Raw genomic sequence first — 22,300 nt, forward strand, 5'->3', positions numbered from 1 at the left:
ATTGCGTGGCCTTTTGTTTTAATAAGCAAGTTTGCTATTACGATTGCTTTAAATAAGAGTTGATCACTTTTACAGTTTCCGCTTTGTTTTTGGCACCGCTCCATTTTTCTTTGGCTGATGTTTCGGCTACCTCGAAAAGGCGGTCGTAAAGGCGTTTACCTTCTATCTTGTCTGTTAACTTCAAGGTCGGGTTTTTGGCAAATACTTCTTCCCAAGCTACGCGTGCATCTTTCCAGTATGCCTGTTGGTCTGCCCACCATTTTTTAGCATAGGCAAATTTTGCTTCATCTACTTTGGTAAATTCTTCGTAGCCTTTTTCCTGTGCTATCAATTTGTCGCCGTTTGCGTTGCGCAATACTTTGTTGTTATCCTGTTCAAACATCCAGCCCTTATCAGTCATGTAGATGCGATTACCACGGTTAAGCACATTATAGTCGTTGCGTTTGGTGTACTCGCGACGTGGCAGCGGCGAATCAGTGCGGCTTTGCCATTCGTGGCGGCCATCAACATGCGTCCAGGTGCCAATACCTTCGTAACGCGGGCTATCATCAACCTGGTAAACCTTTTGTATCCAGCGGCCTTTAACATCGGCGGGTTTAAAGTTAACCTTCTTCCATGTATTGTCTTTTTCGTAAGTAAGCATGCTTGGCTGTTCGTACACCCAATCCTCACGCCAGTGTTTAATGATGGTACTGTCGCCTACAACAAGCAAGTGCTGAATGGCAATCTTTTTAGGTGAGTCTTCAACTATTGTTGCCCACTCATAACCCCATGACTTATAACGAGGGAAAAACTTGTAGGCCGTGTCGGTTGCAAATGTTTCAGCATAATTAAATGTTACTTTATAATAACCCGCGAGCGATTTTATTGCCGCCCTGTCCTGATCCATCTTTGTTTGTGCAGATACACTTAGCGCGCCTGCCGCCAAAGCCGATAAAAATATAAGTTTCTTCATTACAATTTTTATTTAGATTAATTCTAAACAAATAAAGGTATAATGTTTTGAATCGCCAAAATGTTGTGCGAAAAAATTGCAGAGCGGTGATTTGTAATGCGTAATATAATTGGTTAGCTTTGTAAGTATGATGAAAAGGACGGGCATATTATTGTTTGCCCTGCTGTATACTATTACAGCAGCGGGCTTTGCCCTTAACTTACATTATTGCGGCAACTATGTTGCCGATGTTAAAATTAATGCCCCGGCCAAAGGTTGTGCTAAGCCAATGGCTAAGAAAAAAATGCGCTGCTGTAAAGACAGCCGTTTGGAGGTTAAGGTTAAAGACAACCACCAGGCGCAGCAAGCTTCTATGCTTGCCAAGATTTTTGCTATTGATCTCCCGCGTGAAGCTTATCAGTACGCATTTGCATTACCCGTATCAGGTGTTGCAGTAAACACACTTGATCGCGGGCCGCCCGGGCCCTTGCTCTCGGGCAAATCTATTTTTACCAAAAATTGCGTTTTCCGGATCTGATTGCAATTGAACTTAAGTTTTATCAAACCAAATTTCAATTACAAGTGAATTAAAAAAGATCATGAAAACGTTAAAAGCATATATCGTAATATTTATTGCAACCATTGCTGTTGCCAAAGCACAATTTACTAAAGCCGAATTACAAGTAAGCGGACTTACCTGCTCACTTTGTGCCAACACTACCGAGAAATCATTAAAAGCGCTACCATTCATTAGCGAGATTAAGCCTGATTTGGTACGCAATGTTTATTATATCACATTCAAAGATAATACCCCAATAAACTTCGAGCTAATAAGCAATAAGATAAAAAAATCAGGTTTTTCTGTGAGTTATTTAAAAACAACTTACAATTTTGATAATACTCAGCTGGCCGATAATTCCTTTACTTACGGTGCCGATACCTATAAATTGCTTAATAGCGATAAACAGTTAAAAGGGCCGGTATCACTTACAATTGTCGATCAGGGTTTTGCACCCAAATCAGTTACCAAAAAACATTTGGGTAAAGAGCCTGTACCAACCACCACAGCTACAGGTCGTATTTATCACGTAACAGCTATTTAAGCTTCCTCTTAAAATTATGAGGTCCGTTTTATTGGCTTTTTGCCTTATGGCATTGGCATGTACCGTATTTGGGCAGGAGTTGTATGTAAATACCGAACCTGCCAGTAATATGGCTGCCGGCTCATTGGGCATCCGGTTAGAAAATCAAGGATTTTTTAAACCTACGTACAAAAATCGCAGCACGCTGGAGGCCATGTACGGCCTGTCGGGAAAAGTAATGGTGCACGGTGCAGCCTACCTGTCAAACTTCTACCAAAACAGTCAACGGTTTGAGGGTGGAAGCTTTTATGCCAAATACCGGTTCCTTTCCTTTGATGACGTGCAAACACATTTCAGGGGCGCAGTATTTGGTAAGGCGTCACTTATAACCAACCCGTATGTAATGCAGGAAATATCGTTAGAGGGCGATAATACCGGCCTGCAAAGTGGCCTGATCTTTACGCAGCTGCTGCACAAATTTGCCATTTCGGGTTCGGCAAGCTATCTGCGCGGATTTGACAATCTTGGTAACAACCATGCGCAAATCACCGGGGCAAAAGATGCTTTAGCCTATAGTTTGTCTGCAGGGTTATTGGTCCTGCCAAAAATCTATCGCAATTACAATCAGGTGAATGTTAACATTTACGCCGAAGTACTGGGAAAGACCAACCCCGGCTATAATCAAAGCTATCTTGATATTGCGCCGGCCGTGCAGCTGATATTCAACAGCGTTTGCCGGCTCGACCTATCGTACCGAACGCCTATTTACAATAACATGCAGCGCAACAGCGCCAACATGTACCTGCTGCGTTTCGAATATAATTTTTTTAACCTTTAACTACCATGAAAGATTATCTAGTACTGTTATATATGCTGGTGTTTAGCACAACGGCAAGCCTCGCCCAAGACCATATGCAGCACATGCAGGCTGATACTGCAAAAAAACAAATGAAGCATGACCATGCTAAAATGATGATTGATATGCAGCATGATACCAGCAAGCATACCATGAATATGATGACCAGCCAGTTTTCTCGTGATTTACCAATGAACCGCGACGGCTCCGGAACCTCATGGGTGCCCGATGCAACGCCCATGTACATGTATATGATACACGGTAAAAACTGGATGCACATGATACATGGAAGCATCTTTACCCGCTATAATAAACAGGATGTATTTGGCAAAGGCGCTCGCGGCGACAGCCAGTTTGACGCGCCTAACTGGTTAATGTACATGGCACAAAGTAAGGTGGGAAAAAACGGCTTGTTCTCCATAAACACCATGTTTTCGTTAGATCCTTTTTTAGTTGGCGCCGGCGGATATCCGCTTCTTTACCAAACAGGGGAGTCATACCAGGGGCGAAAACTGGTAGACAGGCAACATCCGCATGATTTGTTTGCCGAATTGAGCGTTGCCTACACGCACCGCGTTGCCAAAAATACCGATCTATACCTGTCTGTGGGCATGCCGGGTGAGCCAGCCTTGGGGCCACCTGTATTTATGCACCGTTTATCGGCCATGAATAATCCGGATGCCCCCCTGAGCCACCACTACGCCGATGCTACACATATCACTTTTGGTACGGCTACGCTGGGCTTCCGCTATAAAAACGTAAAGCTGGAAGGGTCGGCATTTAAGGGCCGGGAACCCGATGAATTCAGGTATAATTTTGATAAGCCAATGTTTGATTCATACTCCATGCGTTTATCTGTAAGCCCTTCAAAAGAATGGGCACTGCAAGTATCACATGGCTGGCTTAAAAGCCCTGAAGAGGCCGAACCTGACGATAATGTAAAGCGTTTTACAGCATCAGCCATACACACAAAAATGCTGGGCAAAAGCAGTTACGTAGCTACAACTGTTGTTTACGGGCAAAACACATCTCACCATGGCGGTATCCTTCCCTCAGCATTGGCAGAAAGCAGCCTGCAACTAAACAAAAATGCCATTTACGGGCGTTATGAATTTGTTGTGAAAGAAGCCGGCGAGCTTGACCTTAGCAGCCTGCCCGATGAAACCCGTTTCAATATCAATGCTTTTACGTTAGGTTATAACCGCATGATCACAACGTTTAAAAAGACGAATTTAACGATAGGTACGCAGGCAACCGCTAACTTTTCGCCCACAATGCTAAGATCATTATACGGCACCGCTCCTATTGGTTTTCAGGTTTACCTGCGATTAACCCCTTCGATGATGAAGATGAGCGGAATGAAGATGTAGATTAAACTTTAATCAATATTGCGTCATTGCGAGGAACAAAACCTCGGAACTATCTATAGACGATATGCACACCGGGAAATTGCTTCGTACCTCGCAACGACGCTTTTTAATATTTTAAAACCGCCTTATGGTTTCTGTAATATGGGCCAGGTGGTGCTTACCATGCCAGGCGTAAGTAGCCACAGCCTTTTTAAGCGGCACTGTTTCGCCAGATGCCGGGTGGATAAAACTCAGGTTCCACTCGGTATCGGTAAAACTTTCAAAAAGCGTGGTCATGTGCTGGTGTATACCCTCAAGCATACGTAACGATGGCTCAACAGCCAGGCGGTAATCGGGCAGCAGCGCCCAGTCGCCCTCTTCGTAAGGTTTTATAATGGGGGTGTCTTCGGTAAGGGCAAGTTTGAAACGCGTGAGCGAGTTCATGTGGCTATCGGCCAGGTGATGCACTACCTGTCGCAATGTCCAGCCACCCGTACGATATTGAGTATCCAATTGCCGCTCGGTAAGCGGCATTACCACGTTACGCAACTGCCCGGGCAACAATTTTATTTCACTTATCCAGCGGCGCTTATCTTCTGCAATGTAGGTTAGCGGGGCTTTAAATTTTCCAATGGGGAAACGCATTTGTTTGTCGGTAAGCATAAGATACAGTTAGGTAACTAAAATTATTGCTGCTTGCGTAAGCTTTTGGCCTAAATTAGCGTTTTGTACTTGTTTTAAAATACGGATGATAAAAAAGTTACTGGCACTATTACTTGTTCTGAATGCTGTGTTAAGCTATGCCGAAACCATTAAAACCGATGTACTGGTTATTGGCGGCGGCGCAAGTGGAGTGGCAGCGGCCATACAAAGCGCACGTAGCAAAGTACCTACGCTACTTATTGAACAGGGCCCCTGGCTTGGCGGCAGCATGACTGCCGGAGGCATGTGTATCCTGGAGGCCAACCGTAAAAATCCTGCCGGCATATTTGCCGAATATCGCAATCACATCCGTAAATGGTATAAGCCCAGATTGGGTTATGACACTACCAGCAATGCACCACTGGTATTTGAGCCTTCGATGGGAGCAAGTACCCTAAAAAAGATGGTGGACACAGTAAAAAATCTCGCCGTAAAGCTCAACACAGGTTTTACAGCGATCAAGAAAGACGGTAACGGTTGGGAAGTAAGCATTACGCAAAACGGGCAAACGGATATTATCAAAGCTAAGGTTGTAGTGGATGCTACTGAATTTGGAGATGTAGCTGCAAAAGCCGGAGCCATATTTACATCAGGTTTTGACAGCCGTAAGGATACCGGCGAACAGTTAGCTCCCGATAATGCTACTAACCAGATACAGGACATCAGCTATTTGGCAATCCTTAAAGACTACGGGCGCGCGGCAGATAAAACCATAGCCAAACCGGCCGGGTATGATGCATCCCGATACACATGTTTAAAAACGCAGGATATAAAAAAACTACTGGCAGCGGCAAGGTTACCAAATGAAAAGTACCTCATCAATTGGGCAAACTGCGGCAACCAATATTCGGTAACTGCCGAAGATTTGCAACCCGAAAACCGTGCAGACACATACAATAAAGCTCGTTTGCGCACGCTTGGCCTTATATACTTTTTACAAACCACCTTAGGCTACAAAAACCTGGGCATGGCAGAAGATTATCCTACGCCTGATAAACTACCCTTCATCCCTTACGTTCGCGAAAATGGCCGTGCTGCAGGCCTGATACGCATGGTTATTGATGATATTTATTCGCCTTATAATCGCGCATCGCAGCTTTACCGCACAAGCATAGCCGTTGGCGACGCAATGCCCGGGCAATTTTACAGTGAAGAGCGGGTGCCGCACATCAATTACCCGCCCTTTCCGGCTTATGGCATTCCGTTAGGCAGCATAGTAGCGAAAGACATGGAGAACCTGCTTGTTACAGAGAAATCGTTATCGGTAACACATCTTGTTAACGGTAGCATTACTTACCCATCCATCCAGATGACACTTGGGCAGGGTGTGGGCGCCGCAGCCGCTTATTGTGCGTTTTTTAAAACATCAACCAAAAACCTTAACGTGCGTGTTATACAACAGGAGATCTTAGATTATAAAGGTATCATTATGCCCTTTAATGATATAGCCACCACCGACCCCGATTACCGCGCTATACAACAAGTAGGCGCTTCGGGCATATTACAAGCAATCCAAAAAGCTAATGGTAACAGTGCAGATGTGCTTTTCATGCCAGACAGCAGCGTAAAAACTGCAGATATACAACCTATGATGATAGAAATGTATGCCCGTGCATTTTTATGGTTCAATAAAGAAAAGCCCGGCGAGGTATTTACTCTTGGAAACCTTTTGTCATACATCAGCGAGATGAACCTGGCCGACCCTCAAACACTGCAAAAAACAATGGCTGCATCATGGAAAACCAAATACAAGTTTACCTTGCCGTTTGATGTTAAACGCCCCGTTACCCGGCGGGAATTTGCCGTGTTAGCCAATCGCTATTTTAACCCATTCGCACGCCGGGTTGATATTACAGGCAAACTCATTAATTAATGCTCACCTTCCACCTGCTACAGTCGAAGTTTTAGGGTTGTTCAAATTGGCATTAAGTTTGGGCATCTTGCAATATCCCAAGCCATCTTTTTAACTTTGCCCCATGGAACAGATAACCTTGAGCGATTTTGAAAAGGTTGAATTAAGGGTAGGTACAATAATTGAAGTATCGGACTTTCCGAAAGCTAAAAAGCCAGCCTATCAGTTAAAGGTTGATTTCGGCCCGTTTGGGATAAAGCAAAGCAGTGCACAAATCACTAAGCATTATACCAAAGAGGAATTGCCCGGCAAGCAGATATTAGGCGTTATTAACTTCCCGGTAAAACAGATAGCCAACTTTATGTCGGAGTTTTTGGTTACCGGGCTGGCTGATGAAAATGGTGATATTGTACTTGCGGCAATAGATAAGCCGGTACCAAACGGCAGCAAACTAATTTAAAACAACATGAGTTACGAACACTGGATAATTGGCCCGCAATTGATTGGTTTAGTGTTTGTAATTGCAGGCACAGTTACCAAACGGTACCCGCCAAAAAGCATCAACCCATTATACGGATACCGCATGCCATCAGCCACAAAAAACCAGGAAACATGGAATGCAGCCAATAAGTATTCGGCGCAATTTATGACAAAGATAGGCGTAGCGCTTTTGATAACTGGTTTGGCTATAAGCGCTATATTACAATTGCTTGGAATTAATCTTGACGGTTTTATGGGCGTACAATGCGGGTTGCTTATCATGTCATCAATGGGCGCGGCCGTTATGTTGATTGTATACACCGAAAAACATCTTAGTAAACTATTTGACGAAAAAACCTGATGCAATATTATAATTTCGGCGATGACGAACAACCGGCCGTATCTCCTGATGATTTTTTTATGAACGAGGCGCTTAAGGAAGCGCGCCAGGCTCTTAAAGAGGACGAAATACCTATTGGTGCTGTGGTAGTTTGCAAGGGTAAGATAATAGGCCGGGGGCATAACCTTACTGAGCGGCTTAACGATGTTTCTGCACATGCGGAAATGCAGGCTTTAACCGCAGCAGCAAACTATATGGGTGGCAAATACCTGCCCGATTGCACTTTATACGTAACCCTTGAACCCTGCGTAATGTGTGCCGGTGCCAGCTATTGGTTCCAGATAGGGCGTATAGTGTTTGGTGCCTATGATGCACGCATGGGCTTCGGTAGGCTCAACCAATCGGTAACGCACCCAAAAACATTAATTACCGGTGGTATTCATGAAAATGAATGCTCACAACTGGTTAAAGATTTTTTTAAAAGCAAAAGGAAAAGGAAGTAACAAAGAATAAGCTGATGTTAACTTTTTATTTCACTACTAACAACCTACGGGTAAGTAATAACCAAAACTTGACAATTAGTTAGAACAAAAAGCGTTTTCGGCGCTTATATTTGCTGGGTCACACAATTTGTTTAACCTTAAAAAATTAAATATTATGGCATTTACACTACCGGCGTTACCTTACGCTACTGATGCTCTTGAACCGCATATTGACAAAGCCACCATGGAAATACACCATGGCAAACATCACCAGGCTTATGTTACCAATCTTAACAAAGCTTTGGAAGGCAAACCAGAGGCTGATGCTAAGATCGAGGACATCATCAAAAACATATCAAAATATCCTGCTGCTGTACGCAACAATGGCGGTGGACATTTTAACCACACCTTGTTCTGGACTATCCTTTCTCCAAACGGCGGCGGCGAGCCAACAGGCGCATTAGCTGATGCTATAAAAAGCACTTTCGGTTCATTTGCTGATTTTAAAACCAAAGTTTCTGAAGCCGGTGCAACCCGCTTTGGTTCTGGCTGGGCATGGTTAATTGTAACACCTGATAAAAAGTTAGCTGTTACATCTACTCCTAACCAGGATAGCCCTTTAATGGATATTGCCGAAGTTAAAGGCACACCAATTTTAGGCATAGACGTTTGGGAGCATGCTTACTACCTAAAATATCAAAACCGTCGCCCCGATTATTTAGCTGCGATATGGAATGTTATTAACTGGAACCACGTAGCAGAGCTTTACGCAAAAGCAGTATAATTCACTAACCCTGTAACGGATTATCATAAAAAAGCGGCCCGGTTAAACAATCGGGCCGCTTTTTTATTAATCTATTATTCAAAATGTCATTGCGAGGTGCGTAGCAACACGGCAATCCCCTCGCGTTTATGGCGAATTAGTGAGATTACTGCGCTTCTCGCAATGACATAGTCCAATCCAAAATATAACATATCCCCCATGAAAGCAATCGTCCTCGAGTCTGCAGAAAACCCGATAGTATATAAAGAAGTTGATAAGCCTGTACCCGGCCCCGGCGAAGTGTTGGTAAAGATAAAGGCTGCCGCACTTAACCGCCGGGATTATTGGATAACGCAGGGTAAATATGCCGGTATAAAATATCCAACAATTTTAGGTGCCGACGGAGCAGGGATTGTAGCTGAAGCAGGCGATGCAAATAGCGACTGGCTTAACAAGGAAGTGATCATCAACCCATCGCACAACTGGGGTGAGCACGACGAATACCAGGGAAAAGATTTTAAGATACTCGGCCTGCCTGAGGATGGTACGCTGGCAGAATATGTGTTGACCAAAGCCGAATATCTTTATCCTAAACCGGCCCACTTAACGTTTGAGCAGGCAGCTGCATTGCCCTTAGCCGGGCTTACCGCCTACCGCGCGTTATTTACAAAGGCCAAGGCCCAAAAAGATAGCAAAGTTTTAATTGTGGGCGTTGGTGCCGGTACGGGTACTTTCCTGCTACAATTTGCTGTTGCTGCAGGCTGCCAGGTTTTTGTGACATCGGGCTCGGGCGAAAAACTTGAACAAGCCAAACAGCTTGGTGCAGCGGCCGGTGTAAACTACAAAGCACAAGATTGGGCCGATGAGTTGAAGCATCTTGCAGGCGGCTTTGATGTAGTAATCGATAGCGCCCTGGGCCCCGACTTTAGTAAGATACCTAACCTTTGCAACCCCGGTGCGCGCATAGCTTTCTTTGGTGCTACAGCCGGCAATATCCCCGAGATAGATGCCAGAATGATATTTTGGAAACAATTGCAAATATTGGGAACCACTATGGGCACCCAGGCCGAGTTTGCTGCCATGGTTGACTTTGTTACGCAGCACCAAATAGTTCCTGTCATAGATGAGGTTTTCCCGCTTGCTAATGCTAAGGAAGCTTTCCAGAAGATGGGTGCAGCAAAGCAGTTTGGGAAATTAGTTATTAGTATATAGTTCTTAAATAAAGTATAAGGATGGTATTGATGCTAAGTCATTAAACATCCTTATTAGCTATTAATACGCTGCGTAATTAGGGTTTAGATAATAAACTACTATTTTTGTAGCCTTTATTATATTTATGATCAAAAAACCAATCAGCCTGTTGCTGAAAGAATCGGCTGACGATAGCGAAAACTCTTTAAAACGCACCCTTGGGCCAATCAATCTAATACTGATAGGCATAGGCATTATTATAGGCGCCGGGCTATTTTCTTTAACGGGTATTGCTGCTGGCCAGCACGCCGGGCCGGCCGTTACCATATCATTTTTAATAGCTGCATTGGGTTGTACATTCGCTGCGCTATGCTATGCCGAGTTTTCGGCCATGATACCGGTAGCAGGTAGCGCCTACACCTACTCGTACGCAACGATGGGCGAACTGTTCGCTTGGATAATAGGGTGGGATCTTGTATTGGAATACTCGGTTGGTGCCGCTACGGTGGCCATCAGCTGGTCGCAATATTTAACCAAATTCCTATCGTGGTTTGATCTTTACCTGCCTCCGCAACTAACCTTATCCCCTTTTGAAACAGCTAAGTCAGCCAATGGAGATATTGTTAGTGGTGTCATCAATTTACCAGCAGCGCTTATTGTTATTTTGGTAACGTCTATCATCATCCGGGGAACAAAAGGTTCGGCTATTGTCAACGCTATAATTGTTACGCTGAAGGTTGGCGTAGTGCTGGTGTTTATCGCGGTAGGCTGGTCGTTCATTAACCCGCAAAATTATCACCCATATATTCCGCAAAACACGGGAGTTTGGGGCGACTATGGGTGGTCGGGTATTTTGCGTGGTGCCGGTTTGGTTTTCTTCGTCTTTATCGGTTTTGATGCCGTATCAACAGCCGCGCAGGAAGCCAAAAATCCGCAGCGCAACATGCCTATAGGGATCATTGGCTCTTTGGTGATTTGTACTATACTGTTTGTGATTTTTGCACACGTGATGACGGGCATGGCTAACTACAAGGAATTTATTGGCTCGGGCGCACCGGTAGCCATTGCTATCGAAAAAACTAATTACCAGTGGTTAAGCAAGGCCATAGTTTTAGCTATATTAATTGGTTACACCTCGGTTATCCTGGTTGATTTGCTTGGACAATCGCGTGTATTTTTTTCCATGTCAAAAGACGGGCTGCTGCCAAAAGTATTTTCAGACGTGCATCCAAAGTTCCGCACGCCATGGAAATCAAATATAGTGCTATGCGGCTTTATTGCCGTGTTTGCTGCATTTGTACCCATCCGCGTTGTTGGCGAAATGACCAGCATCGGTACGCTACTGGCCTTTGTTATGGTTTGTGCAGGGGTACTTACCCTGCGTAAGCAACAGCCCAATGTACACCGTCCGTTTAAAACGCCGCTAGTGCCTTTAGTACCTATATTAGGTATTTTAACCTGCTTTGCCATGATGACTTTTTTGCCAGGCGATACCTGGTTAAGGCTATTGATTTGGCTGGGAATTGGTTTGCTGATATACTTTACTTACGGTAAAAAGAATAGCGTAATCAGGAGGATGCTGGCCAGGGGCGAAAAACTGTAAAGGATGTTGTATGCTTAATTTGCGCGTAGATGCTATTGAATGGGATTTATCTGATGTTGCGACGTTTTATCTTACTCCTATCAGCGGGCAAAAAGTTGCATACAAAGCGGGGCAATTTATTACGCTGGTGTTTAGCCATCATAATCATGAAATACGCCGCTCTTACTCGCTTAGCTCATCTCCTGACGAAGATCGCCTGGCAATTACCATTAAACGGGTAAGCAACGGCGAAATCTCGAGGTTTATGCTAACCAAAGTGCAGGTTGGCGATATTATACAGTCGACAGACCCGGCAGGTGTATTTACTGTTACTTATCCTGATCAAGAAAAAGACATTGTGTTTTTTGCAGCGGGCAGCGGCATAACACCTGTTTATGCGCTGATAAAATATATACTAAACCGCGCCGGCAAAAGTAAAGTCCATTTAATTTACAGCAACCTTAAACGCAGTTCCATTATTTTTAATGAGCAGCTTACAAAATTATCAAACGCTCATTCTGACAGATTTAACCTGGTGCACCTTATTAGCGATGAGGCAAATCGTTTAAACAATCTGGTAATTGAAAAGCTGGTAATGCAACAGGTAGTTTTTGATGCCAGTGTAGCCGAATTTTACATCTGTGGACCTTTCTCCTATATCCGTACCATAACGCTTACGCTACAATACATGGGCATTGCAACCGGGCAAATTCATAAAGAAAACTTTGTACTGGAAACCATTCCTGTAAAGGCCAATACAGCCAATTATCCCCCTCGCGACGTAACCATTAATATCGACGGCACAACTCACAACATCACCGTAGCCGAAAACCAAAGCATTTTGCAGGCAGCCCTGCAAAACAACATCCAGCTACCCTACAGCTGCCGAAGCGGTATTTGCAGTGCCTGCGTAGCCCGCTGCAAAACCGGCCAAGTAGAAATGACCCAAAACGAAGTACTTACTCCGCAAGACATACAAAACGGCTGGATACTAACCTGCACCGGGCACCCGATTAGCGATGATGTGGTGGTGGGTTATGTGGGGCGCAGAGAGTACTAATACTGCCCCACGCTCAACAACACCAACGTACAAGCATAATCTGTAGCAATGCCGGCTTCATGGGCGCGGCGGCGGAGTTCGGCGTTTTCGGTTCCGGGGTTAAAGATGATGCGTTTGGGTTTGGTGTTTATGATATAGTCGTATAGTGGTGGCTGGTTTTGCGGGCCTACATAAAGTGTAATGGTGTCAATATCGTTATGGATGGATTCAGGCTTTTCAATCGGTACGCCCGCCACTTCGCCTGTTTTTATACCAACGTTCACAATTGTGTGGCCATAATTGGTTAATCTGTGCGCGGCCAGGTAAGCGTATCTGCTTGCATCGGGCGTAGCTCCTAATATGAGTGTTTTCTTATCAGCCATAATATTTAAACAGATAGGGTTGGTAATAGTTTGCAGCGGCAGTTGGCAGGCTCTAACACCCAAAGTATTAAAGCCTGCGCCTTATTTACCCTAAATTTCCTCCCGTCTTAAAAAATTAAAATAATTTAAAATGTTTTTAGGGCATGCTCGTCTTTATATTTAAATACCAAAGCATTGAGCACCGTTGTAATGCCCCAGGATAAAAACAGCCACATCATACAAACTATTGCGTCGTATGGTAAAAGCCTGTTGGGATTTATCCGCAAGCGGGTTGCCAACGATGCCGATGCCGAAGATATCCTGCAGGATGTTTGGTATCAGTTTAGCAACGTAGTTGATGCCGGTGCCATTGAACAGCCAAGCGCCTGGTTGTATCGCGTTGCGAAAAACCGCATACTGGACAAGCATAAAAAGCATACCGAAACCCTGCTTGATGATATTTTACCCGGCGACAATGATGACGATGAAGCACCGGACTTTAAAGCCATCCTGATGCAGGAAACCAAAACACCGGAAACCGAATACTTACGCAACCTTTTTTGGGAACAGCTTTTTGTAGCGCTTGACGAGCTGCCCGAAAACCAGCGCCAGGTATTTGTGTGGCAGGAGCTTGACGATTTACCTTTTGAGGAAATTGCCAAACGTACCGGCGAAAATATCAACACCCTTGTATCAAGGAAAAGGTATGCAGTGTTGCACTTGCGCAAGCGTTTGCAACAGCTTTACAAAGAAATTATAGAATATTAGAAGAACTTATTGAAATGAAAAGAAATTATAGAAAAAAACTATTTCTAGCGCCCATTTGCATAGCCGCGGTATTGTTTGGGCTCAGCTTAGCAGTAATGCTGTTATGGAACAATTTATTACCGCAGATACTGCATGTAAGCACTATTACATACTGGCAAGCCATGGGGATATTTGTGCTTTGCAAAATTCTGTTTGGCTTTGGCCCTGGCAAAGGTGGCGGAGCGCCATGGATGCGCCGCAAGCAAATGATGGCCGAGCGCATGCACAACATGAGCGATGAGGACCGCGAACGTTTTAAGGAGCAACTTAAAGCCCGTTGCGGTTGGGGAAAATCACGCTGGGATTGGAATGACAGACCCGACACAAAAGAAGCAAAAACAGAATAACCTCCTCTCGCCGAATGCTTCAGCAGTCTTCGCAGAATACATTTTGATAAAAGTCAGTCTACGCTTGTCGATCACTCAATCACAACGAGAGTGCTTCGACAGGCTCAACATGACACTATAATTTAACCACCAACAAAACTCTTACTGCCATGAACATACTTGTCTTTAAAACCAATGTTACTACCAAACAGCAGGTAAGCTCGGTACATAACCTGCTCACCGCCATGACCGACATTGAACAGTACAATTTCGACCTGGAAGATTGCGATAACGTACTACGGGTGGTAAGCAATAACCTTGAAGCGCAAACCATAAGCAGTGCACTACAGGTGGCCGGCTTCAGCTGCGAAGAACTGGTTTAATTAGATTGCATTTAAAAACGCTTAGAAACACTTGTAATATAGCGTAATTAACTCGAGGCCAGCAAATAAACATATAGCAATAAACTATTGATTTATAGTTTCAGATAAATATATCTTATTGCATCCCGACATATTTTAACGCCGCATCTGCACAATTAATACCGTCAATAGCTGCAGAAATGATGCCGCCTGCATAGCCAGCCCCCTCTCCGCATGGAAACAATCCGGCAATCTGCGGATGCTGATAGGTTTCACGGTCGCGCGGGATTTTAACAGGAGATGAAGTACGTGATTCTACGCCCACAAGTAGTGCCTCATTTGTATAATACCCTTTCATTTTACGCCCGAACGCAGGCAGTGCTTTGCGAAGCCGCTCATGTATCCAGTTGGGTAAAACCTCCTTTAAGTCGGTACTACGGCAGCCTGGCAAGTACGAGTTTTCGGGAAGGTTTACAGATACGCGACTCTCAACAAAATCAACCATGCGCTGCGCCGGGGCAACCAAATTGCCACCCCCTGCTTTAAAAGCAAGCCGTTCTATCTCCTGCTGGAAGTTTAACATCCGGAACGGATCAGCCATATCGCCCTTTACATCTTCCATATTGATTTGCACCACCGTGCCCGAGTTTGCAAAGGGATTGTTCCGCTTAGAAGGGCTCCAGCCATTCACCACAATCTCATCTGCATCGGTAGCACAAGGAGCTATAATACCACCAGGACACATGCAAAATGAAAATACACCGCGATCATTCACCTGTTCAACTAAATTGTAGTACGATGGCGGTAAGTCTGGTCCACGGTATTCGCAATGGTATTGCGCACGGTCAATAATTTCCTGCGGATGCTCTATGCGTACACCCAAGGCAAAAGGTTTTGCCTCTATTAATATGTTCTGCTTATGCAGCACTTCGAAAACATCACGCGCGGAGTGGCCAGTAGCTAAAATAACAGCATCGCCGTTCAGCTTTTCTCCGTTGGCCAATTGAACACCTTGTATCTTTCCAAAGTCTACCAGCAAGGCGGTTACCTTGCAATCAAAAATAAACTCGCCACCGGCATTTAATATGCTTTCGCGCATGGCAGTAATTATTTGCGGTAGCTTATTGGTACCGATATGCGGGCGTGCATCCACCAGAATATCCTCGGTGGCGCCATGTGCTACAAAAGTTTTAAGGACAGCATTTACATCGCCACGCTTGGTTGAGCGGGTATAAAGCTTACCGTCCGAATAGGTACCCGCCCCACCCTCACCAAAGCAATAGTTTGATTCCGGGTTTACTAAGCCTTGCTTATTGATATTAGCCAAATCACGACGGCGCTGTTTTACGTCCTTGCCACGCTCCAATACAATCGGCTTTAGCCCTCGCTCTATACATTGCAAAGCTGCAAAAATACCGGCCGGGCCTGCACCAACAATTAAAACAGGCTTTGCATCTTTTACGTCTTTATAATCAACGCTAAAAACTTCGTGTGTATAAGGCTCATCGGCGTATATGCGTACCTGCATACGGTAAACCACCTTGCGTCCGCGTGCATCTATAGATCTTTTTAAGACCTGTACACCTGTAATCCTTTTCTGCGGAATATTGGCTGCTGTGGATGCAAGGGCTGTTAAAACCGACTGATCGTCCTGCTGCCCGGGCGGGCAAACAATTTCAATTTCTTTTTTCATGCTAATGGTGCCGGGTTTTTATCCCGGACAGTGCAAAGGTAAGTCTTTTTTAGCTGAGGTAAAACCCATGCCGGCACTGTTCTGTACCGAACGTTGAGTGTCCGTTTCCGAACGATTGAACTACGTCATGAAATCAAAATAGATGATTATCAATTGCTTATAATATTGGCAGCAGTTTGGCATACCCCATTTTAAATATCAATGCCATGACACCGAACACCGACAACAGATTAAACCAGCTTTGGGCAGGTTGCTTAAAAAACGATCGTAAACAGCAGGAAATGTTGTATAAAATACTGGCCCCTAAAATGCTGGCCGTTTGCATGCGTTATGCAAAAGACAAAGATGAGGCGCAGGACATATTGCAGGAGGGCTTTATAAAAATGTTCAAGAACATGAACAATTACCGCGGCGAAGGCAGCCTTGAAGGTTGGATACGCCGTATAATGGTACACAGCGCTATATCGCGTTACCGCAAAGCAAAAACAACTGTATTGGTAGAGGACTTTGCAGAGCAAAACATACCAATGGGTGCAAGCAGCAACGGCAATAACCTTGAAGCTCGCGAGATTATGCAGATGGTAGATGAGCTGCCTACTACCTACCGCTCTGTATTCAGCATGTACGCCATACAAGGTTACTCTCACCAGGAAATAGGTAATAGCCTTGGTATTTCTGAACTGCTATCACGTACAACACTGCACCGTGCACGTACCATGCTTAAAAATAAATTAATGCAATTAACTGCAGTGGAAAGTCATTGCTTCGCATAACCCGGATTCAGCCGATTGATATGATTGAACGACTTTAATTTAGCTTGACAGATTTCTAAAGTTAAAGAATTTCATCATCAACCCAATACCGTTAATTTAAACAAAAAAGGTTGACCAGTATTACGCTGATCAACCAATCTCTAATCTCCAGTCACTAATGTTTACCGGTGCTTATTACTCATCCAGAAAACCATATCGCCACCTTTCATGATATCTTCATGACTGATAGAAAGGCCGTTTAACGGTTTGCCATTCAGCGTTATCTTTTGCACATAAACATTTTTATCGCCTTGGTTTTTAACGGCAATGTTGAATGTTTTGCCATTGCCTACCTGCACCACTGCACTGTTTACAGATGGGCTGCCGATAGCATACACAGGTGAACCCGGCGCCATTGGATAAAAGCCCAGACTGCTGAAAATGTACCAGGCACTCATCTGGCCTGTATCATCATTACCACCCAAACCATCTGACGTTGGCTTATACATACGTGGCAATATCATGCGTATGCGCTCCTGTGTTTTCCATGGCTTATCTGTCCAGTTGTACAAATAAGCAACATGGTGCGATGGTTCATTACCATGCACGTAATTACCAATAATACCGTCGCGGGTAATATCTTCTGTTTCAGCAAAGTATTTATCAGGCAGGTTCATAGTAAATAGCGAATCCAGGTAACCTACAAAACGCTTGTTACCACCCATAAGCTTAATTAACCCTTCCGGATCCTGCGGTGCAAATAAGGTGTAGTTCCAGGAGTTACCTTCAATAAAGCCCTCGTTAATGGTGCTTAAAGGGTCGAACTTAGTGCGGAATGTTCCGTTAGCCAGTTTAGGCCTCATGAAGCCCGCTTTTGCATCATAAACATTTTTGTAGTTTTCGCTGCGTTTTATAAACTCATTGTAGATGTCAGTCTTGCCCAATTTTTTGGCCATTTGCGCAATTGCCCAATCATCATAAGCGTATTCAAGGGTATTTGATACAGACACCCCTGTTTTTTCATCGGGCACGTAGCCCATGTCCATATACTCGCCAATGCCTTCGTAGCTGCGGTGGCGTGCAGTGGTTACAGCAGCTTCCAAAGCTTTATTTGCGTCGAATGGTGCATTACCTTTAACAATGGCATCAGCCAATAGCGATACGCTGTGGTACCCGCTCATGCACCAATTCTCATTTCCCGAGTTGCTCCAAACCGGTAACATTTTCTCAGGGCTTTGATCGTAATGAGCCAGCATGGATTTTATCATGTCCGCATTACGCTGCGGCTGGATGATGTTAAACAGCGGGTGCAGGGCACGGTAAGTATCCCATAACGAAAAGGTTGTGTAGTTAGTAAACCCTTCTGTCTTGTGTATATTTTGATCCAATCCCTTGTACTGACCATCCACATCCATGTAAATAGTTGGGTTGATCATGGTGTGATACATAGCGGTATAAAAGTTTTCTTTCTTTTCCTTATTACCAGCTATCGTAATCTTGTCCAACTCATTTTCCCAGGCTTGCTGCCCGTCTTTCTTAACTTTATCAAAATCCCAGCCCGGTATCTCAGCCTGCATGTTGGCAACAGCGCCGTCCATACTCACCGGAGACAAGGCAAATTTAATCTTGATCTTTTCACCTTCAGCTGTCTTGAAATCAAAGTAAGCACGAATCTGCTTACCGGCTATTTCCGGGAAGTTTTTGCTTTGATTGAACTTGCCCCAGAAACCGTTATAAGCCTGGCGCTTGTCGTACTTCTTAAACCCGTGCGATATAAACGGTTTAGAGAACGACATGGCAAAGTATAAGCTACGCGTACGTGCCCAGCCATTAGTTTGGCGATAACCCACCAGCGTACTATCATTCAATACTTTTACATAGGTCCAAACCGTTTTATCAGGATAATTATAAATACCGGCCATCAAATCCAGTATAATGTGCGATTGGTCTGACTTTGGAAAAGTATACTGATGAAAGCCAACACGCGTGCTGGTAGTCATTTCGGCCAGGATGTTGTTGTCATCCAGTTTCACTTTATAATAATTGGCTGCGCTTACCTCATTGGCATGCGAAAATGCCGAGCGATAGCCACTACCCGGCTTATCTGCCGTACCAGGGTTTAACTTTAAGGGACCAACAGTAGGCATAATTAAAAAGTCGCCAAGGTCAGAGTGTCCCGTACCGCTAAAGTGTGTGTGGCTAAAGCCTACAATGGTTTTGTCTTCATATTGGTATCCCGCACAGTATTCGTAAACCTTAGGGTTATATTTTCCATCGCGTTCATAGCTTACAGTATCCGTTTCGGGGCTAAGTTGCACCATACCAAACGGAACAGTTGCACCCGGGTAAGTATGCCCCATGCGCGCCGTACCCACTATAGGCTTTACGTATTGAACAAGATTTTCATGTGTTGCCTTTTGTGCTATGGCGCTGAGGCCGCAACCGGTAGCAAGGGCGGCCGCTAATAATTTTTTTATCATTAAGTAGAAACTAAGCGATCAGTAAATCAATTTAAACGTTAGCAAATATAAAATCATCTGTATGTTAATCAGTAATTAATTACATTTACATACACTGTAAATTGCCATTATGGCGCAATTGTTACATATTGTAACATCGGTATGAGATTTGTATCTAAACTAAAAACACAACAAAAAACTATGAAAAGATTATTGACCGTTGTAATGGTTATTGTGGCAGCAATGTCATTAAGCTCATGCAGCTATAACAGCATGGTTAAGGCCGATGAAAACATTAAAGGCAAATGGGGCGAAGTACAAACCCAGTACCAACGCCGCAGCGACCTTATACCTAACCTGGTAGCAACCGTAAAAGGCGAGGCAAACTTTGAAAAAAGCACATTAACGGAGGTTACCGAGGCGCGTGCCAAAGCAACTTCTATACAGGTAGATGCAAGTAAACTTAGCCCCGAGGCTATCGAGAAGTATCAGCAGGCACAAGGGCAACTTAGTACTGCGCTGGGCCGTTTATTGGTAGCGTCAGAAAACTATCCTACACTGCGGGCAAATGAAGCGTTCCGTGGTTTACAGGTGCAGTTGGAAGGAACAGAAAACCGTATTTCTGTAGCGCGCCGCGATTTCAACGTAGCTGTGCAGGATTATAATAGCAAAATACGTTCGTTCCCGGCTAATATTACAGCCAAAATGTTCGGCTTTTCTGAAAAAGGATATTTCCAGTCTGAAGCTGGCGCAGATAAAGCACCAAAAGTTTCTTTTTAATTGTTCAGGAATTAAACCAGGATTGAGCAGATTTAAAGGATTAATGGGATTTTAAAATCATAAATCTTACCAATCTATCAAATCCGCTTAATCCCGGTTCTAATCGGTGCAATCACCAAATAAATCAGTGAAATCATATAGAATATTATGGCGGCAATTACCGACGAAGAGCAGCAACGTATACAGCAGGCTGTAGCCAATGCCGAAAAAAACACGTCGGGCGAGATTCGCGTGGCGATGGAAAAAACCTGCAGCGAGGAAACACTTGATCGTGCGGTGAAATATTTTAGCCAGCTTGAAATGAACCGCACCCACTTGCGTAACGGCGTATTGATTTATGTTGCCACTGTTGATCGTAAGTTTGCCATAATTGGCGACGCCGGAATTAACAAAGAGGTACCGGCTGATTTTTGGGATACCACGAGAGATGAAATGCTAAACCATTTTAAATACGGAAATTTGGTTGAAGGCATAATAGCCGGTGTAACAAAAGCCGGGGAGCAACTTAAAAGGTATTTCCCGCACCAACTTGACGACAAAAACGAACTGCCGGACGATATTGCTTTTATGGACGGCAAATAAGTATAAAATGCTGAAGAAAATATTTTTATGCCTCGGTTTGCTATTTTGTATAGCCGGGGCATTCGCTCAAAACTACCCTGAAAGGCCATCGCAAAGCCCTGTTGCAGACTTTACAGGCACGCTTACCGATAGCCAAAAGCAACAGCTTGATGCGCGTGTAAAGGCATTTGAGGATTCTACATCGAACCAGGTGGCGATTGTGCTTATCAAAACACTGGGCGATTACGAGATAATCGACTATGGCGTAGGCCTTATACGCAAATGGGGCATTGGCCAAAAGGATAAAAACAACGGCGTACTGGTACTGATTGCTGTAGACGACCGCAAAATGTCTATACAAACCGGGTATGGACTTGAAGGTGCATTACCTGATATCACTACGCAGCAGATCATTCAAAACGATATGCGCCCCCGCTTTCGCGAAGGCGATTATTACGGCGGTATAGATGCCGCGCTGACCAACATCATAAAGGCTACCAAAGGCGAATATGTGGCTCCTAAAAAAGCCAAACGAAGCAGTGGAGACGGCGATGGCGGGCCGGGCGGATTTATCATCATCATTGTTATTGTAATCATCATCTTTATCATCAGCAAAGGCGGTGGAGGCGGTGGTGGTAAACGCGTTATTGGCGGCCGTGGCGGCGCAAGCCCGTTCTGGTGGTTCCTGGCAGGCAATATGCTTGGCGGTAGCGGCCGTAGCAGTGGCAGCGACTGGGGTGGCGGCGGCAGCTGGGGCGGTGGTGGCGGCGGCAGCAGTTGGGGTGGCTTTGGTGGCGGCTCGAGCGGTGGCGGCGGTTCAAGCGGCAGCTGGTAATCTTCTCATATCTATTCTTAAAACTTCATGAGCGATCTTAAATGGAAAGTTCTTTCCAGTCACTACATACATAAAGGTCCGTGGGCTACTCTGCGATCTGACGAGTGCGAGATGCCCGATGGCAAAATTGTACCGGATTATTACGTACTCGAATACCCAAACTGGGCCAATGCGGTGGCCTTAACTCATGACAACAAAATCATTATGGTAAGCCAGTACAGGCATGCAGCAGGCATCGTTTCGCTGGAAATACCGGGTGGCGTTGTTGAAGCCGGGGAAGAACCGATAGAGGGGATGAAACGGGAGCTATTGGAAGAAACCGGTTATGCGTTTGATAGCGTCGAATTGATAAGCACCATTTATGCTAATCCATCTACCGCCAATAACAAAACTTTTTGTTACCTGGCACTCGGCGGCAAAAAAGTACAGGAGCAAAACCTTGATGAGCACGAACAATTAATTGTGCATGAGTATAGCATAGCTGAGATAAAACAATTATTACTTGATAATAAAATACCGCAAGCTTTGCATTGCACGGGTTTGTTTTATGCGCTAATGAAATTAGGGGAGCTGAAGGGGTAAAGAGTCAAGCTTATCAAACCGCGTCATTGCGAGGCACGAAGCAATCTCCCTAATAACAAGGTTGGCAAAATAACATTTTAAAGATTGCTTCGGACCTCGCAATAACGCCAGAGAGGCATCAAAGCCTTC

Annotated in this window: 25 protein-coding genes; 20 read left to right on the plus strand and 5 right to left on the minus strand. The window is 44.6% G+C overall.

What is annotated here, in order from left to right:
• Positions 1-37: 37 nt before the first annotated feature.
• A complete protein-coding gene (locus FPZ43_RS07545; protein ID WP_146381262.1) occupies positions 38-955 on the minus strand; it encodes a DUF6607 family protein in 918 nt (305 codons plus the stop codon).
• A 127-nt stretch (positions 956-1,082) separates the two neighbouring features.
• Here FPZ43_RS07545 and FPZ43_RS07550 point away from each other — a divergent pair, with 127 nt between their 5' ends.
• From FPZ43_RS07550 to FPZ43_RS07565, 4 genes are all read left to right on the plus strand, one after another.
• Positions 1,083-1,472: an HYC_CC_PP family protein gene (locus FPZ43_RS07550; protein WP_146381263.1), complete on the plus strand. Its 390-nt coding sequence runs from the start codon at positions 1,083-1,085 to the stop codon at positions 1,470-1,472.
• A 61-nt stretch (positions 1,473-1,533) separates the two neighbouring features.
• The gene (locus FPZ43_RS07555) at positions 1,534-2,037 is read left to right on the plus strand and encodes a heavy-metal-associated domain-containing protein (protein ID WP_146381264.1); all 504 of its coding nucleotides are present in this window, start codon (positions 1,534-1,536) and stop codon (positions 2,035-2,037) included.
• Positions 2,038-2,083: 46 nt separating this feature from the next.
• Positions 2,084-2,854: a hypothetical protein gene (locus FPZ43_RS07560; RefSeq protein ID WP_146381265.1), complete on the plus strand. Its 771-nt coding sequence runs from the start codon at positions 2,084-2,086 to the stop codon at positions 2,852-2,854.
• A 5-nt stretch (positions 2,855-2,859) separates the two neighbouring features.
• The gene (locus FPZ43_RS07565; RefSeq protein ID WP_146381266.1) at positions 2,860-4,242 is read left to right on the plus strand and encodes a hypothetical protein; all 1,383 of its coding nucleotides are present in this window, start codon (positions 2,860-2,862) and stop codon (positions 4,240-4,242) included.
• A gap of 114 nt (positions 4,243-4,356) precedes the next feature.
• Here FPZ43_RS07565 and FPZ43_RS07570 read toward each other — a convergent pair whose 3' ends face one another.
• Positions 4,357-4,884 carry a YfiT family bacillithiol transferase gene (locus FPZ43_RS07570; RefSeq protein WP_146381267.1) on the minus strand — a complete coding sequence of 176 codons (528 nt, stop codon included), beginning with the start codon at positions 4,882-4,884 and terminating at the stop codon, positions 4,357-4,359.
• 85 nt (positions 4,885-4,969) lie between these two features.
• Between FPZ43_RS07570 and FPZ43_RS07575 the strand changes: the two genes are divergently transcribed.
• From FPZ43_RS07575 to FPZ43_RS07610, 8 genes are all read left to right on the plus strand, one after another.
• On the plus strand, positions 4,970-6,796 hold the full coding sequence (locus tag FPZ43_RS07575) for an FAD-dependent oxidoreductase (RefSeq protein WP_146381268.1): 1,827 nt from the start codon (positions 4,970-4,972) through the stop codon (positions 6,794-6,796).
• A gap of 103 nt (positions 6,797-6,899) precedes the next feature.
• Positions 6,900-7,235, plus strand: a complete 336-nt coding sequence (locus FPZ43_RS07580) for a tRNA-binding protein (RefSeq protein ID WP_146381269.1) — start codon at positions 6,900-6,902, stop codon at positions 7,233-7,235.
• A 6-nt stretch (positions 7,236-7,241) separates the two neighbouring features.
• Positions 7,242-7,616 (plus strand): SdpI family protein, encoded by a 375-nt coding sequence (locus FPZ43_RS07585; protein WP_146381270.1) that lies wholly within the window; start codon positions 7,242-7,244, stop codon positions 7,614-7,616.
• Positions 7,616-8,098: a nucleoside deaminase gene (locus tag FPZ43_RS07590; protein WP_146381271.1), complete on the plus strand. Its 483-nt coding sequence runs from the start codon at positions 7,616-7,618 to the stop codon at positions 8,096-8,098. The genes FPZ43_RS07585 and FPZ43_RS07590 overlap by 1 nt, the downstream gene beginning before the upstream one ends.
• A gap of 154 nt (positions 8,099-8,252) precedes the next feature.
• Positions 8,253-8,861, plus strand: coding sequence for a superoxide dismutase (locus FPZ43_RS07595; RefSeq protein ID WP_146381272.1), 609 nt, complete (start codon positions 8,253-8,255; stop codon positions 8,859-8,861).
• A 198-nt stretch (positions 8,862-9,059) separates the two neighbouring features.
• Complete coding sequence (locus tag FPZ43_RS07600; RefSeq protein WP_146381273.1) at positions 9,060-10,052, plus strand: zinc-binding dehydrogenase; 993 nt, start codon at positions 9,060-9,062, stop codon at positions 10,050-10,052.
• A 124-nt stretch (positions 10,053-10,176) separates the two neighbouring features.
• Entirely contained in the window at positions 10,177-11,634 is a 1,458-nt protein-coding gene (locus FPZ43_RS07605) for an amino acid permease (protein WP_146381274.1), read from the plus strand.
• A 10-nt stretch (positions 11,635-11,644) separates the two neighbouring features.
• Complete coding sequence (locus FPZ43_RS07610; protein WP_146381275.1) at positions 11,645-12,673, plus strand: ferredoxin--NADP reductase; 1,029 nt, start codon at positions 11,645-11,647, stop codon at positions 12,671-12,673.
• On the opposite strand, the gene FPZ43_RS07615 is transcribed toward FPZ43_RS07610, so the two are convergent.
• Complete coding sequence (locus FPZ43_RS07615; RefSeq protein WP_146381276.1) at positions 12,670-13,035, minus strand: CoA-binding protein; 366 nt, start codon at positions 13,033-13,035, stop codon at positions 12,670-12,672. The two genes, FPZ43_RS07610 and FPZ43_RS07615, sit on opposite strands and share 4 nt — an antisense overlap.
• A 189-nt stretch (positions 13,036-13,224) precedes the next feature.
• Here FPZ43_RS07615 and FPZ43_RS07620 point away from each other — a divergent pair, with 189 nt between their 5' ends.
• The 3 genes from FPZ43_RS07620 (at position 13,225) to FPZ43_RS07630 (ending at position 14,530) form a co-directional block, all read left to right on the plus strand.
• Positions 13,225-13,782 (plus strand): RNA polymerase sigma factor, encoded by a 558-nt coding sequence (locus FPZ43_RS07620; protein WP_146381277.1) that lies wholly within the window; start codon positions 13,225-13,227, stop codon positions 13,780-13,782.
• A gap of 14 nt (positions 13,783-13,796) precedes the next feature.
• Entirely contained in the window at positions 13,797-14,168 is a 372-nt protein-coding gene (locus FPZ43_RS07625; RefSeq protein WP_222430950.1) for a hypothetical protein, read from the plus strand.
• A gap of 149 nt (positions 14,169-14,317) precedes the next feature.
• Positions 14,318-14,530 (plus strand): hypothetical protein, encoded by a 213-nt coding sequence (locus FPZ43_RS07630; RefSeq protein WP_146381278.1) that lies wholly within the window; start codon positions 14,318-14,320, stop codon positions 14,528-14,530.
• Between the two features lie 115 nt (positions 14,531-14,645).
• Here FPZ43_RS07630 and FPZ43_RS07635 read toward each other — a convergent pair whose 3' ends face one another.
• Positions 14,646-16,202: an NAD(P)/FAD-dependent oxidoreductase gene (locus FPZ43_RS07635; RefSeq protein ID WP_146381279.1), complete on the minus strand. Its 1,557-nt coding sequence runs from the start codon at positions 16,200-16,202 to the stop codon at positions 14,646-14,648.
• Between the two features lie 206 nt (positions 16,203-16,408).
• Between FPZ43_RS07635 and FPZ43_RS07640 the strand changes: the two genes are divergently transcribed.
• The gene (locus FPZ43_RS07640; protein WP_146381280.1) at positions 16,409-16,975 is read left to right on the plus strand and encodes an RNA polymerase sigma factor; all 567 of its coding nucleotides are present in this window, start codon (positions 16,409-16,411) and stop codon (positions 16,973-16,975) included.
• Between the two features lie 161 nt (positions 16,976-17,136).
• On the opposite strand, the gene FPZ43_RS07645 is transcribed toward FPZ43_RS07640, so the two are convergent.
• Positions 17,137-19,434: a GH92 family glycosyl hydrolase gene (locus FPZ43_RS07645; RefSeq protein WP_146381281.1), complete on the minus strand. Its 2,298-nt coding sequence runs from the start codon at positions 19,432-19,434 to the stop codon at positions 17,137-17,139.
• Positions 19,435-19,614: 180 nt separating this feature from the next.
• Here FPZ43_RS07645 and FPZ43_RS07650 point away from each other — a divergent pair, with 180 nt between their 5' ends.
• The 4 genes from FPZ43_RS07650 to FPZ43_RS07665 all read left to right on the plus strand — a co-directional run bounded on the left by FPZ43_RS07650 (position 19,615) and on the right by FPZ43_RS07665 (position 22,171).
• The gene (locus tag FPZ43_RS07650; RefSeq protein WP_146381282.1) at positions 19,615-20,193 is read left to right on the plus strand and encodes a LemA family protein; all 579 of its coding nucleotides are present in this window, start codon (positions 19,615-19,617) and stop codon (positions 20,191-20,193) included.
• Between the two features lie 147 nt (positions 20,194-20,340).
• On the plus strand, positions 20,341-20,775 hold the full coding sequence (locus tag FPZ43_RS07655) for a TPM domain-containing protein (protein WP_146381283.1): 435 nt from the start codon (positions 20,341-20,343) through the stop codon (positions 20,773-20,775).
• A 7-nt stretch (positions 20,776-20,782) separates the two neighbouring features.
• Complete coding sequence (locus FPZ43_RS07660; protein ID WP_146381284.1) at positions 20,783-21,589, plus strand: TPM domain-containing protein; 807 nt, start codon at positions 20,783-20,785, stop codon at positions 21,587-21,589.
• Between the two features lie 27 nt (positions 21,590-21,616).
• Positions 21,617-22,171, plus strand: coding sequence for an NUDIX hydrolase (locus tag FPZ43_RS07665; RefSeq protein ID WP_146381285.1), 555 nt, complete (start codon positions 21,617-21,619; stop codon positions 22,169-22,171).
• Positions 22,172-22,300: the final 129 nt, after the last annotated feature.

It is taken from the genome of Mucilaginibacter pallidiroseus (assembly GCF_007846085.1).
Taxonomy (GTDB): domain Bacteria; phylum Bacteroidota; class Bacteroidia; order Sphingobacteriales; family Sphingobacteriaceae; genus Mucilaginibacter; species Mucilaginibacter pallidiroseus.